Raw genomic sequence first — 13,261 nt, 5'->3', positions numbered from 1 at the left:
CGAACTGCAAAATTGCGGGTGTGTTGTGCATAAGCCCCCTCAAAACAAGGATTTGAACTTATGCATCAACCTCGCATTGAGTCAATCACGTATGCAAAGGGGATACACCCCGAATTAAGTGATGCGCTTCCTCGCGCCACAGCAATGTTAGGGCTTCCAGAAGTCTTGCTTGATCTTCAATCAGTAAAATTTCGCCCCCGAGAAGCTTCATTTGTTGAAGCCTCATACCCTGCAATCTCAGCTAAATTTGCTTATGCAATCAAGAACAGTCCTCAAGAAAAGCACTTGCTCGAAGGGCGATGTTCGCAAGTATTACATGCAGATATAAGCTTCAACGAACCAATTGATTTTATACAGGAAATTCGCATCGAAGGAACCGACGTAAAGATATTAGCATACTCATTGCTCGACTTAGTTGCCGAAAAGTATCGAGCAATCCTTCAGCAGGCCGTCCGAAATCGAGCGCGACGTCAAGATATCTTTGACCTGAATTTCTTGATTTTAGATGGTCGTCTCCATCCTATTGATCCAAAGCAATTATTACAAACTTTCGTAAAAAAATGTAATTCAAGAAATATTAAACCAAATAAAAATTCTTTGGATGACCCAAATGTAAAAAAGAAGTCTCAACAGAACTGGGAGTCACTCAAGTCCGAGGTTGAAATTCTACCTGATTTTGAAGAAGCTTATCTTACCGTGAGTAAATTCTATCGTTCTCTTCCATGGTAGAGTCGAGCGCCAACATCATTGTGTGGGCCTCGATTTGGAGAGAGTAGGCGAGAAGGAACCCTTTCCTACTCCGCCAAAATCTGCCCTAAATTTGCGGATGACACACTCATCCAAAACTCACCCCGCCACCGAAATCATCCCAGCCTCAAACGCGCCGCAGTGGACGCCTGCGCGGCAGACTCTGTTTCTTACCGCGCTGGCCTCCACGCATTCTGTTACGCAGGCGGCGCGTATGGCGGGGATGTCGCGGCAGTCCGCCTATGCCTTGCGCGCGCGGCTTAAGGGCGAGCCGTTTGATCTGGCTTGGCATGCGGCGCTGCATGTCCGCTTTGACGCGCTGGCAGAGGCGGCTTTGGAGCGCGCGTTGCACGGGGTCGAGGTTCCGCATTTCTACAAGGGCGAGCTGGTCCACACCTCGCGCCGTTTTGACGAGCGGCTGACCGTGGCGCTGCTCGCCATGCGCGAGCGGCTTGGCCCGCCAAGAGCGCGCTCCAACCACCCCGCCTTCGGCTATGACCCGCAGGATTTCGGCCCGCTGGTGGACCGGGTAGAGCGCGGCCCCGAAACATGGGACGAGGAAAGCCGCCTAGAATATGAGGAGTTTTACGGCGATGGGGAGGGGGAAGACGCGGAGTGAAGCCCGAGAAGTGGTGTTTTTGTTTTCGCACTCCATCCGAAGCGCGATTTCCTCGCGCCTACGGCGCTGCGGGCGCGCAGTCGCGCTTGCGGAACCTGCGGTTCCGACTGGTCAGAAGTTGGAGAGTTGTCATGCGGTGCCTACATGCGGGAGCTGGCGGAACTCCGGGCTTTCGGCGTGTAGGCACCGGATGACATGTTGGAAAATGTGTCATGTGTGGTTTTGGTGTTTTTTTGTTTGCGCGCGTTTTTTTGTGCGCGTTTTTTGTTTGCGCACCCCATCCGGGGCGCGATTTCCTCGGCCCTTTCGGGCCTCCGGGCGGGCGGTCGCCCTTGCGGCGCTTCGCGCCGTGCTTCGAAGCGACAATGCGAAGTAATGTCTTGTTTCGGGGCGCTGGACTCATGGCTTGGAATGGTGCGAGCCGCAGGCTCGCCAGCGCGCGACCGCGTGCCGCCGCTTATGCGGCGCAGCCAAGCGGGCCGGATGGCCCGCGCCCGGCGCCTGAGGGCGCATCAAAAAACCGCGCGCAAACAAACAACACAAAACACCCTCACCTTCACTCCCGGCTCAGCTTCCCCAGCACCCGGTCCAGCTCTTGCAAGAACCGCGAACGGTCAGCTTTGGAAAACGGGGGAGGCCCGCCTGCCCCAAAACCGGTGGCGCCGTCCATGCCGGCGCGCAGGTCCTCCAGAATCGCGCGGGTCGCAATCGCGCTGCCAATGCTGGTCGCATCGAACGGCTTACCATTGTGCGCAATAACCGCCGCGCCCGCTTTCAGGCAGCGTTCGGCGAGCAGGATATCGGCGGTGATGACCACGCTGCGCGCGTCCGCGTGCTCCGCGATCCAGTCATCGGCGGCGTCGAAACCGTCATCCACCACCACGCGTTTTACCCGGGGGCTATCGGGGATGCGAAAGGGAGAATTGCTGACGATGCGCACCTGCGCTTTGAACCGGTCGGCGACGCGGTACACCTCGTCTTTAACGGGGCAGGCATCGGCATCGACAAGGATTGTAATGGTCATGGCGCACACGAATAGCGCGGGCTTGTGCCAAGCACCAAATATTACGCGTTGCAGCAATAATTAGGTAATGGAGCAAAGCCGTGCTACATACATCGCGCTGACGTCGGAATTTGCGACGGACTTCGAGATTTGACTACCTCTGCGCAGGTTTGTTTTTACGCAAATGGCGCGGGCGAAAACCAGACGACGACTTCCTTTCCCTGAACGATTTGACGCACGACCCCGCCTGCGATTTTGCAGGAGGGCAATACGTTCTCGAAAGGAACACATCATGGCCAAGACTGGCACAGTAAAATTCTTCAACACCGACAAGGGCTATGGTTTCATCCAGCCTGACGACGGCTCCAGCGACAGTTTCGTGCACATCAGCGCGGTTCAGGCCGCCGGCATGCACAGCCTCGACAAGGACCAGCGCCTCAACTTCGACGTTGAGCAGGGCCGCAACGGCAAGGAAAGCGCCGTAAACCTGTCGGCTGCTGACTAAGCAGAATTTGCGTGGGGGCGCGGCGGGATGACTGCCGCGCCCTACGCTTTTGCTTTTAAGCCGCCTGACCCTCCACTCCAGCAGGAGCCCAAATGGCCCAGACATACGAATTCTACCGCGACCGCGCTGACGAAGCTGCGGCGAAGGCGAAAGAAGCCCAACTCGACAATGTGCGCGACCGTGAGCTGCGTTCGGAGAAAACATGGCGGGCGCTTGCGAACCAGGCCCGCGCTGTTGCGCGTGACCGGGCAAAGGCTGAAGAAGAACGCGCGGCAAAACGTGCTGCCGAGGCTTTGGAACAGCAATAATTCGTTAGAAATCGGGCGGTTCGACCCCATATGGCATGTACGGCGATACGTTCGCTGAAACGACCATAATGAGAGGAAACCCCCATATGCAATTCCAGTTCAATTCAGACAGTTCGGTCATGGGCACTGCCAACGTGGCAGAGCGGATCGAAAACCAGGTGCGCCAGCGGCTTGAACGGTTTGAAGACCGGCTCACGCGGCTTGAAGTGCACGTCTCGGACGAAAACGCCCGTAAAGGCGGTGCCGATGACAAGAACTGCACCATCGAAGCGCGCCCCCGCGGCGGCAATCCGATCGGCGTAACGGGCAAGGCGTCCGACGTGGATACCGCTGCACGCAAAGCGGCGACGACGCTGGCTCAGCGGCTGGAACGGCATTTCGGCAAGAGCGAAAAGCACAAGCATGATGAACGCCCCGACAAGATAATCGACGCCTGATCCTGCGCGCATTCATCCAACGCAAATTGCATCACTCGGCGGCGTCGAGGCTTGACCCGTCAATCCCGACCTCGCCGAGAATGCTCTCAATCTTCTTTTTGACACCGAAGAAACCAGCCTTGGCATAGGGCCACGTGGCGTGCTCAACTTCGCTGAGCAGGGGCACAATATTCACCGCGTCTGGCAGGCCCATAAGTTCCGGGAGCAGCGCATCGCGCGTCCAGCCGGTGGGCAGATAAGAGAATGCAACCGTCTGCAGCCCCGCCTGGCCGAGCGATTGCTGCAATCCCTCTCCCTCGCCAAGCAGCTTTGCTTTGCATCCGAAAGCGTCCCCCGCCTGATCCACCCCCGTTTCGACCGCACTGCGAGCAAAGTTCCGAGCGGTTTCGCCTACGGGCAATGGCGAGCGTGCTTCTGGACGCGTCATGCCCAGCACCAACTTTGGTGGATGCGGCAGGTTCATCGCCATGTGGCAGGCGCCTTCGTCATGCAGAATGAGAGCATAGTCCGCGCCGTGCAAATCAGCAGCGTCCGACTGGGGCAGATCAAGCGCCTGTTTTTGATGGTCCGCCGCCTCTTCGAGTGCAGGCGCTTCGTGTGCCAATCCATCGGCGGATAGCGGTCCCGACGGCTGGTTCGCCGTGTAGCGCGCAATGTTATCAGGCCGGGCAAGATAGGTTTTGCCTTTGGTGTGCAGTCCGCCGACCCATCGCCAGCTGAGCGTGTTCGATGCAGCATCGGCATCCATCAAATGCCGCAGGAAAAAGTCCGCGCCCAAGGTCCAGTCGAGTTTAAGCGTAAAGATCCAGATGCTGGCGAACCACATGCGCGCATGATTGTGGAGATATCCCGTCTGCACCAGCTCGCGCGCCCAATGATCGAACGCCTCGATCCCGGTACTGCCGCCGACGGCCTGATCATAGGCGGTCTTCAACCCGGAATTCGCATCAAGTTGACCTAGCGCTTTATCGCGTTGTTCGCAGTAGGCGGGCCAGATCGAGGGGCGCTGTTCAAGATACCCTTTGAAATAGATGCGCCAGAAAACCTCGGCCACGAATTTTTCCGCTGCGTGCGGGCCGTGCTGGGCAAGCACCGCGTCCAGCACCTCGGTTTCGCTGATGATCCCGGCGTGCAGCCACGGCGACAATTGCGAAACGTTTTGCCGGGCTTCGCTATCGGGCGGGCCATCATCGTAATTGCGGCTGTTTGCGTAAGCGCGGCCTGCGCGCGGCACAAAATCATGGAGGCGCTGGAGGGCGGCTTCTCTGGTCGGGGAAAACAGCATGGTAGTGGAACCGAAAGAGAGACGTTGGGTTCCTGTCATTACGGCGCCGGCGCAATTCCAGCCAAGGAGCGGCGATGGTGCAGTGCAAAACGAATTCGGAACATCCTTTCCATCGCTGCGTTCGTAGTTGTGGAAGGGCCAGCGCACCATGCGCGGCCCCTGATGACCGAAACATGATTTCCACATCCAAGGATAAATTAATGAAAACCCTTAAACTTACCCTCGTTTCTTCGATCGCTCTTGCAGTTGCTGCATGCGGCGCCGAAGCAGACACCGACGACGCGATGAGCGCGGACGAAACTGCAATGGCGGCAGAGGCAACCACCACGAACACTATCGTGGATGTTGCGCAGGGCGATGAAACATTCTCCACCCTCGTATCGGCCGTTACCGCAGCCGGCCTTGGCGAAACACTGTCGGGCGAAGGTCCATTCACCGTATTTGCACCGACGAACGACGCATTCGCCAAGATCCCCGAAGCGACGCTGACCGAACTGACCACCAACGACACGGAAACGCTGGGCAGCATCCTCACCTATCATGTCGTCGAAGGTTCGATTGACGCAGCAACGCTGACCGCCGCCATCGAAGAAGCTGGCGAAGCGGGCTACGAAATCACGACCGTCAATGGCGGCACGCTGACCGCAGCAGTGGTTGACGGCGCAGTCGTCCTGACCGACGCAGCGGGCGGCACCTCGACCGTGACCGCAACCGACGTCGAAGCGTCGAACGGCCTTGTCCACGTGATCGACACGGTGCTGATGCCGCAGTAATCTGCGTATCATTTTGAATTGCGAAGGCGGGCCCGATCGGGTCCGCCTTTTGCGTTTCAGGGAGCAGAGCATTAGATGGTCGGCATGAACAAAGGATGCCGCCGATGATCGCAAAAGCTTCCCGATCCCTGACAGTTTTATCTTGCCTGCTGTTTGCCGCAGCCTGCTCTCCCGATGACGGTATCGATCCGGGCGGCGAGACGTTCACAGGCGTATCGGACAATGCGGTGATCACGCTAACCGGGACGGAACCGTTCTGGGGCATTGAGATCGCGCCCGATGGCGAACTCTACCGCGCGGCGTTTTCCTCGCCCGAAAACCCCGAAGGTTCGAATTTTGCCGTCACCCGTTTTGCGGGCAATAACGGCCTTGGTTTTTCAGGCGAGATGGACGGGGTGCCCGCCCAGATCGCGCTGACGCCAGGCGCGTGCGCGGACGGGATGAGCGACCGGTCGTACCCTTACACCGCAACCGTCGCGCTGGGCGATGAGGTGCTGATGGGATGCGGCTATACCAGCGATGAACCGTTTGCCGGGGACGCGGCACCGTGACCGGCGGCATTGTCGGATCGCCTTTGGGAAAGGCTCGTGTTGGCAGAGCATGGCGCGCGCTGTTCTGGTGCGCTGCTGTTTTCAACTGGATCATGGGCCCTGCCGCCACGATTGATGCACGCATTACGGGATTGCTGGTGTTTTCGTTCGGGATCATCTTCGCGCTGATCGCGCGCGACCCGGACCGGTATGGCGCGGCCTTGTGGGCGGGGCTGATCGGAAAAATCGGGACGGTTGCGCTGCTGGCACCGGCGCTCTTTGAAACCGGCAACAGCGCGCTGGCCGGGGCGGTTCTGGCGGCCGAGGCGCTGCTTGGCGCCGGGTTCCTTGCGTTTCTGCTCACCCGCAGCGATGATTGAGGCGGACTGATATTAAGAGGGACAGCACGATGCACACCGGCGGATGCCTATGCGGTGAGATTACTTACACTCTGAACGCCGATCCAAAACTGTGCGTCGCCTGTCATTGCAAGAATTGCCAGCGCCAATCGGGCAGCGCTCTTTCCATTATCGTCGGCGTTTCCGAAGGCGACCTCGACATCAGGGGCGAGGTAAAAACCTACGATGACACAGGCGACAGCGGCAAAACGGTCATGCGCCAATTTTGCCGCAATTGCGGCTCGCCGGTTTTCACCCGTCTAGAAGGGTCTGATGACCTGATGTTCATTAAAGCAGGCACTTTGGACGACACTTCGTCGTTAAAACCTGCATTCCATTGTTACACAAAGAGCAAGCAGCAATGGATTGATATTAGTGATATTCCCGGCTTCGAAACGGTTCCAGAGGGGCTTTAGCGGCCTGCTTAGCCCAATCTTTTCGGAACGCAGGCCTGCATTTTTCGTTGACTGCGAAACGACGAATTAAAACCGCAAGTGCGCACTTTAAAGATTGAAGGCGCTGCGCACCTCGCGGGAAAGCAGGATAAAGTGAATACAGACGACGAACGCGCGCCAGAAAGGGCGCAGCAGTCCAACATGCGTTTCGACGACGCGCCTGACCGGTTTCGGTCAGGAAACACCAGCGACCAGTTCTCTGGCGCATCAGGTGTCCTGTTCGAACAGGCAATGGCGCAGACCCGTATGGCGATCTGCCTGAGTGATCCTCATTCCAAAGATATGCCGATTTTATTTGCGAACCGCGCGTTTCGCAGGCTGACCGGTTATTCCGAGGCCGAGATCGTGGGCCGCAATTGCCGGTTTCTGCAGGGGCCAAAAACCGACCCGGATTCCGTTGCGCGCATTCGCAAGGCGATCGAGGCCGAAGATGTGGTCGTGGTTGAAATCCTGAATTACCGGAAGAACGGAACCAGCTTCTGGAACGCCCTTCACCTCGGCCCGATTTACGATAACGCAGGCAATCTGGTGTATTTCTTCGGCAGCCAGTGGGACGTCTCCGACGTTCGCGCCGCGCGCGCCGATGAAAAGCATGCCAAGGAAATGGCGCGTGAGCTTTCACACCGGATGAAAAATATGTTCGCGGTCATCTCGGGCATCGTGAACGTCACGGGACGGATGCGCGGCATCCAGAACGAGGCTGCAGAAATCAACTCGCGCATTCAGGCTTTGGGCCGCGCTTACGAAACAACTCTCGACGAAGCGGCAAGCGGGTATATCCCGATTGGCGAAGCGATCCGTGCGGTCCTTGCGCCTTACGATCAGGCGGCCGAGCGGCTGAAAATGATTGGTAACGGCACGCGCATCCCGTTCACCACCGTTTCTGTGGTGGGGCTGGTGCTGCACGAATTTGCCGCCAACAGCACAAAGCATGGCGCATGGGCTACCGAAGGCGGCAAGGTTACGGTCGAATGGAAACTGTCGGAAGATGGACAAGACCTGGTCATCAAATGGGATGAAACAGGCGGACCGGCGGTGGACAAGAAGGCGATTGAAGCCGGAACCGGCACGACTATCGTTGACCGCCTGCTATCCACCGGTAGAGGCTCCATTACGCGCGATTGGCAGGAAGACGGTCTGCGCGCTGTTGTGAGAATTCCGGCGGGGAACGAGTAATGTCAAATCAAATCACATTGCTCATCGTCGAAGACGAACCGCTGATCATGATGGATTTGCAATTCAGCGCCGAAGACCGCGATTGCCGCGTCCTTTCGGCGTGCAACTGCGAGCAGGCGCTCCAGCATCTTGCGGATAATTCTGCGATCCATGCTGCTGTTCTCGATGTGTCGCTCGGCAAGACCGAAACATGTCTGCCGATTGCGCGTGAGCTGGACCGGCAGGGCATCCCATTTATCCTGCACTCCGGTGACCTCAACCGTCATGAAGAACGGATCAGAACGCTGGATGCGCCGCTGCTCGCCAAGCCGATGCCATCAGGCGAAGTTATCGAAGCAGCGATAGAACGCGGCGACGAGGCGAAGGGTCAGCCCCTCCGCCAAGCCGCCGGATAAAGCACCTTAGAACAGGCCGGGAATTTCGTGCTGGGCGGCATTTGGCCGTTCAGGCTGAAGCAGCTGGCGCCCGCCAACGCTTTGCGCGGTCTGCCCGGTGCCGCCGCTGATCGTAGCGGTGCATGTCTGGCCTCTCAGAAAACTCAAAGCAGTCGCAATCGAAGTTTCTGACGGATCACCGAGCGGGGTGAAAATATCGTCTGTCGCCGCGCAGGTATTTGGCATTTCGCTCGCCATGCCGCCGAAATATTCGCCGTTACCATCGGCGTTAAGCGTCTGGAATGTTACCGCACGGAGGCGCAGGTCGCAGGCGGCAAAATCAAAAGCGGACTGGCCGACCGGTTTGCCCGATGTGTTCGATCCGACAAGCGCAAGGTTGGCCGGCGAGACATAGGGTATCATCGAGTTCATCACCAGCTCGCTGGCGGACGCTGTGCCGGGACGTCCGATAAATGCGATCTTGATCGGATTGACCGACGGGATTGCCTGCGGCGATCCCAGCGTGTTTGTCGAGGGATTGAAAAATCCCGTCGTGCTTTCGAAGAATTCCGTTGAATTTTCGCTCGATTTGCTCGCACGCAAAACTGTTTGGCTGAAAACCTGGCCCGTGTTCGATCCGCGAAGCAAATCGCCCATCAGATCAGCGATGCGGACCAGCCCGCCGCTGTTATAGCGAAAATCGATCACGAATTCGGTGATCCCTTCATCGCTGAAATCCTGAAACGCATCGACCAACTGGCGGTCCGATGTTCCCACGATAAACGTGCGCAAGTTCAGATAGGCAACTTTCTTGCCGCCATCATTCAGGACAAGCGCGCCGTAACGATCAGAAATCGCATCCAATGAAAAACTCGCCTTGGTGATGTTCGTCTCGATCACGTTTCCGCCCAGCTGGGCAAAACGGATCACTCGCGAAACGCCCGGATTGGATGGCCCCAGGGCCTCAATCACAGCCGATGGTCCGCCAGAGGCCATCAGCGACGAAACGGTGGTCAGATTTGCGCTCGTCTCGCCGATGGCAAGCAATTCTGTTCCGCGGTCCATTCCGGCGACAAACCCGTTGCCCGCCTCATATGCCTCAAACAGGAAAACGCGGTTATTGACCGTGTCGTATCCCAGACGGATGCCGAAACCGGCGCTCGCACCCGAATTGATCAGCTCGTTTTCTTCGGCAATCGATGTGGCAAATGTGAACCCTTTGTCCCGGTTTTGAGCGCGAGCAGGCGCAACGCGCGCGTCCAAATAGGTTTGCACATCGGTGATCCCCACCCGGCTGACATTGTTGTCCAGAAGGTCCGGGAATAAATACCATTCGTTCAACTGGTCATCTACAAAATCGAGCTGGTTACTAATATCACAGGTGGCGGTTGTTGGTGTCGGCGTCGGTGTCGGAGTTGGGGTGCCGCCGCTGATCGGCGGCGTAGTCGATCCACCGCCGCCTCCACATGCCGCCAGGGCGAGCGCGAGGGTTGCGGAAAGTGCGGTGCGACCGATTTGCATTGAGGGAGCTCCAGTAGGTAGATATTTGCGACAAACAGCCTTCAAACAGGCAAATAAAACATGCAATGGGATGCCCGCGCCTGCAAGGGCGATTGGTTTCCATCGCGCCGGTCGCCGGTGATCTGAGGGATTTTTGCATCAATTTACCGCGGTTTTATTGGGAAACGGGCGTTTTTCACCAAAAAGCGGGGCAAATCACGGGCGCGTGCCTCGTTTCCTTCCCGCGATGGGACTAGCAAATGACTTATGGAAAGACAGAATCATGACTGACCTTCCCGATTGGCTTACCGCAAAGCTGCCACCGGCTGCGCGGCATCCGGGGCTGGCCATCGCTCAATTGGGCGATGCGCGCACACTGGCGCGCGGCGGTTTTGCCATCACGAGCCCGGCGTTTGACGCGGGCGAGGAATTGGACCCTTGCTTCACGGCTAAAGAAGAAGACGCTGTCGCTCCGCCACTGGAATGGAGCGCGCCTCCTCCAGGTGCGCAGGAACTGGTGCTGATCGTCGAAGACGCCAGCACCGATGGTGATAAGCCGCAATGCCACTGGCTCGTCTGGGGTTTGGCCGGGCAGCGCGGAAAATTGCTGGAGGGGGAGGTCCCGCCGCGCGCTGGAAAGAACGCTGCCGGCAATTCTGAATGGCTGCTTCCTGATCCGCCTGTTGGCGAAAAACGCGAATATGTGTTCCAGCTATTCGCGACCGATCTTCCGCTGACCTTGATGCCCGGCGCAAGCCGCGAGGATTTGATAGCCTCGATCAAGGGCAGCATCACAGCCTGCGCAATTCTGACTGCACCATTCACCGGCGTCGATGCTGATGACGGCATGGCGTGGGATGAAGAATAACTTGACTAACCTGCCATTATAAAAGGGAGAAATACCATGGCTGGCAAGACCAATGCACTACAGAAACCGGTGCAACTTTCAGGCGAACTCGAGAACGTAATCGGCAAAGGTCCGATGACGCGCGCTCAGGTAACCTCGAAAGTCTGGGAATACATCAAGGCGAATGACCTTCAGGATTCGAAGGACAAGCGTCAGATCAATCCCGACGACAAACTTGGCGCGGTGATCGGCAAAGAGCAGATCTCGATGTTCAAAATGACGGCTGCGGTGTCCAAGCACCTCACCTAAGGCTTATGCCTTGAAAAACCGACAGGAGCCGGCGGCGCGGTGCATTACAGCCCGCGCCGCTGCTCTTTTCGGCTTTTATCGCGCAGCAATGCAGCGTTCAGTCGGCGCTGTGTCGGCTGAGACGACGTTTCAAACGCCCTTGCGCGGCTTTCCCCAAACCTCACCCGCCCACAGCGCCAGCCAGATCAACACCGGCTGCGCGATCATGCGCGGTATGTGATAGCCGAGGCCCATTCCGCCATCCGCGCTCGCCATGTCCATTGCGAAATGGTGGATGTTGGCGGGCCACACGCACAGCGCATAAAGGGCCAGACCGATACCCGCCGCCTGCCGCAGTGCGCGCGAAAAAGGCTGGAGCAGGCCGATTGCCCCGGCAATCTCGGCCACACCCGTCCAGAAGATGACCGCGTCGGGTGCTGGCACCCATGGCGGGGTGATCAGCAAGAACGGCTCTGGCCGGGCGATATGGGCATAGCCTGCAAAGCCGTAAAACACCGCCAGGATTATCCGGAAAACAGCTTTGATCATTGGCTGACCCCAGCCATCAGTGCCCGGCAGGAATGCGGTGTTTGTCCGATCGGTTCACCCGCGCTATCACCTGTCATCTTATTGTGCCCCGCTGTTTTGCGGTGCAGTTACCGGGAGTTAAGCCTCACATGCAACATCGCGCCCCACTTTCTTTCAGTCTGCCGTTCATCGCACTTGCAACTGCGCTTGCAGCGCCGTTGTCCGCGCAGAGCGTTGCAGACAACATCGTCCCAGAAATTGAGACCGATCCGGCGGTCATCACCGCAAATGCGGCATTGGAAGCAGCACCGGTCTTTGATGGACACAACGACGTCCCCATCCAGCTGCGCTCGCGCTTTGACAACCAGATCAACAATTTCGATTTTGCCGACACTGGCGCGACAGGCGAAACCCACCCGCAGGGCCGGACGATGCACACCGATCTTGCACGACTGGAACAGGGCAGGGTCGGGGCGCAATACTGGTCGGTCTATGTCCCGGCACGCCTGTCTGAACCCGAAGCAGTCCAGATGACGATGGAGCAGATCGACGTGATGAAGCGGCTGATCGCGCGTTATCCCGGCAGTCTTGCCTATGCGGAAACTGCCGATCAGGTTGAAAGCGCGATGGCCGACGGAAAGGTCGCATCGCTGCTGGGGATGGAGGGCGGCCATTCGATCGGGTCCAGCCTTGCGGTGCTGCGCCAGATGTATGCGCTGGGCGCGCGGTATATGACCATAACGCACTCCGAAAACACGCCGTGGGCTGATAGTGCCACCGACGAACCGGAGCATGGCGGCCTGAGCGACTTCGGCAAGGATGTGATCCGTGAAATGAACCGGATCGGAATGCTCGTCGATCTGAGTCATGTCAGCGAAGAGACGATGATGGACGCGCTGGATGTGGCGGCGGCGCCGGTCATCTTCAGTCATTCAGGCGCGCGCGCGATCAATGGCCATGCACGCAATGTGCCCGACGGCGTGCTGGAGCGCCTGCCAGAAAATGGCGGTATCGTGATGGTGGTGGGACTACCCGGCTTCCTAAATGATGATCGCCGCCAGTGGTATGCCGAGCGGGAGGCTGAATTGGCGCGGCGAAAATCGCTGTTCGGCGGTCAGCCGGATGTCTGGGAGCAGGCGATGGCGGAATGGGACGCTGCAAACCCCGAACCGCAAACGACGATTGGCGACATGGCGGACCATATCGACCACATCAAAGCTGTGGCCGGCGTCGAGTATATCGGCATCGGTGCGGATTATGACGGCATGCCTACCGGCCCTGTCGGAATGGAGGATGTGACGGGTTATCCCGCGCTGTTCACAGAGCTGGCGCGGCGCGGTTATTCTCAGGTCGAGCTGGAACTGATTTCAAGCCGCAATGCCATCCGCGTTCTGCGCCAGGCTGAACGCTATGCCGCGCGTGTGGCTGACCGCGAACCTATCGAAAGCATTCTTCCCGCCGCTGATTGACCAGAAAATGCGCTCCGCC

Annotated in this window: 18 protein-coding genes; 14 read left to right on the top strand and 4 right to left on the bottom strand. The window is 58.1% G+C overall.

All coding sequences use genetic code 11. The features are described 5' to 3' along the window. Positions 1-60: 60 nt before the first annotated feature. Together ACGHU1_RS09360 and ACGHU1_RS09355 are read left to right on the top strand one after the other, a co-directional pair. Complete coding sequence (locus tag ACGHU1_RS09360) at positions 61-729, top strand: nucleotidyl transferase AbiEii/AbiGii toxin family protein (RefSeq protein WP_390586133.1); 669 nt, start codon at positions 61-63, stop codon at positions 727-729. Positions 730-826: 97 nt separating this feature from the next. Beyond that, positions 827-1,366 carry a hypothetical protein gene (locus tag ACGHU1_RS09355; protein ID WP_390586131.1) on the top strand — a complete coding sequence of 180 codons (540 nt, stop codon included), beginning with the start codon at positions 827-829 and terminating at the stop codon, positions 1,364-1,366. A gap of 556 nt (positions 1,367-1,922) precedes the next feature. Here ACGHU1_RS09355 and ACGHU1_RS09350 read toward each other — a convergent pair. Then, a complete protein-coding gene (locus tag ACGHU1_RS09350) occupies positions 1,923-2,390 on the bottom strand; it encodes a YaiI/YqxD family protein (protein WP_390586129.1) in 468 nt (155 codons plus the stop codon). Between the two features lie 271 nt (positions 2,391-2,661). On the opposite strand from ACGHU1_RS09350, the gene ACGHU1_RS09345 reads away from it, so the two are divergent. The 3 genes from ACGHU1_RS09345 (at position 2,662) to ACGHU1_RS09335 (ending at position 3,619) form a co-directional block, all read left to right on the top strand. Next, positions 2,662-2,874 (top strand): cold-shock protein, encoded by a 213-nt coding sequence (locus ACGHU1_RS09345; protein ID WP_390586126.1) that lies wholly within the window; start codon positions 2,662-2,664, stop codon positions 2,872-2,874. A 92-nt stretch (positions 2,875-2,966) separates the two neighbouring features. Beyond that, on the top strand, positions 2,967-3,182 hold the full coding sequence (locus ACGHU1_RS09340; protein WP_390586124.1) for a hypothetical protein: 216 nt from the start codon (positions 2,967-2,969) through the stop codon (positions 3,180-3,182). An 86-nt stretch (positions 3,183-3,268) separates the two neighbouring features. Beyond that, entirely contained in the window at positions 3,269-3,619 is a 351-nt protein-coding gene (locus tag ACGHU1_RS09335) for an HPF/RaiA family ribosome-associated protein (RefSeq protein ID WP_390586122.1), read from the top strand. 31 nt (positions 3,620-3,650) lie between these two features. Here the strand turns inward: ACGHU1_RS09335 and ACGHU1_RS09330 are convergent, their stop codons facing one another. After that, positions 3,651-4,943 carry an FAD-binding domain-containing protein gene (locus ACGHU1_RS09330; RefSeq protein ID WP_390586119.1) on the bottom strand — a complete coding sequence of 431 codons (1,293 nt, stop codon included), beginning with the start codon at positions 4,941-4,943 and terminating at the stop codon, positions 3,651-3,653. A 161-nt stretch (positions 4,944-5,104) separates the two neighbouring features. Here ACGHU1_RS09330 and ACGHU1_RS09325 point away from each other — a divergent pair, with 161 nt between their 5' ends. From ACGHU1_RS09325 to ACGHU1_RS09300, 6 genes are all read left to right on the top strand, one after another. After that, positions 5,105-5,677, top strand: a complete 573-nt coding sequence (locus ACGHU1_RS09325) for a fasciclin domain-containing protein (protein ID WP_390586116.1) — start codon at positions 5,105-5,107, stop codon at positions 5,675-5,677. A 104-nt stretch (positions 5,678-5,781) separates the two neighbouring features. Next, the gene (locus ACGHU1_RS09320) at positions 5,782-6,228 is read left to right on the top strand and encodes a COG3650 family protein (protein WP_390586114.1); all 447 of its coding nucleotides are present in this window, start codon (positions 5,782-5,784) and stop codon (positions 6,226-6,228) included. Next, positions 6,225-6,587: a hypothetical protein gene (locus ACGHU1_RS09315; protein ID WP_390586112.1), complete on the top strand. Its 363-nt coding sequence runs from the start codon at positions 6,225-6,227 to the stop codon at positions 6,585-6,587. Before ACGHU1_RS09320 ends, ACGHU1_RS09315 begins: the two co-directional genes overlap by 4 nt. Before the next feature lie 29 nt (positions 6,588-6,616). Further along, entirely contained in the window at positions 6,617-7,021 is a 405-nt protein-coding gene (locus ACGHU1_RS09310; protein ID WP_390586109.1) for a GFA family protein, read from the top strand. A gap of 132 nt (positions 7,022-7,153) precedes the next feature. Next, positions 7,154-8,236, top strand: coding sequence for a PAS domain-containing protein (locus ACGHU1_RS09305; protein ID WP_390586106.1), 1,083 nt, complete (start codon positions 7,154-7,156; stop codon positions 8,234-8,236). Next, positions 8,236-8,631 (top strand): response regulator, encoded by a 396-nt coding sequence (locus ACGHU1_RS09300; RefSeq protein WP_390586103.1) that lies wholly within the window; start codon positions 8,236-8,238, stop codon positions 8,629-8,631. Before ACGHU1_RS09305 ends, ACGHU1_RS09300 begins: the two co-directional genes overlap by 1 nt. Positions 8,632-8,637: 6 nt before the next feature. Here the strand turns inward: ACGHU1_RS09300 and ACGHU1_RS09295 are convergent, their stop codons facing one another. Further along, positions 8,638-10,131, bottom strand: a complete 1,494-nt coding sequence (locus tag ACGHU1_RS09295) for a S41 family peptidase (RefSeq protein WP_390586101.1) — start codon at positions 10,129-10,131, stop codon at positions 8,638-8,640. Positions 10,132-10,393: 262 nt separating this feature from the next. On the opposite strand from ACGHU1_RS09295, the gene ACGHU1_RS09290 reads away from it, so the two are divergent. Further along, entirely contained in the window at positions 10,394-10,978 is a 585-nt protein-coding gene (locus tag ACGHU1_RS09290; RefSeq protein ID WP_390586098.1) for a YbhB/YbcL family Raf kinase inhibitor-like protein, read from the top strand. A gap of 36 nt (positions 10,979-11,014) precedes the next feature. Further along, a complete protein-coding gene (locus ACGHU1_RS09285; protein WP_390586096.1) occupies positions 11,015-11,266 on the top strand; it encodes an SWIB/MDM2 domain-containing protein in 252 nt (83 codons plus the stop codon). Positions 11,267-11,395: 129 nt separating this feature from the next. Here ACGHU1_RS09285 and ACGHU1_RS09280 read toward each other — a convergent pair whose 3' ends face one another. Continuing rightward, on the bottom strand, positions 11,396-11,794 hold the full coding sequence (locus ACGHU1_RS09280; RefSeq protein ID WP_390586093.1) for a DoxX family protein: 399 nt from the start codon (positions 11,792-11,794) through the stop codon (positions 11,396-11,398). A 128-nt stretch (positions 11,795-11,922) separates the two neighbouring features. On the opposite strand from ACGHU1_RS09280, the gene ACGHU1_RS09275 reads away from it, so the two are divergent. Further along, entirely contained in the window at positions 11,923-13,242 is a 1,320-nt protein-coding gene (locus ACGHU1_RS09275; protein ID WP_390586090.1) for a dipeptidase, read from the top strand. The last annotated feature ends 19 nt before the right edge of the window (positions 13,243-13,261 follow it).

The organism is Erythrobacter sp. MTPC3, from assembly GCF_042854385.1.
Classification (GTDB): domain Bacteria; phylum Pseudomonadota; class Alphaproteobacteria; order Sphingomonadales; family Sphingomonadaceae; genus Erythrobacter.
Note: the sequence above shows the minus strand (reverse complement) of the source record. Positions and strands in the feature narration are given on the sequence as shown.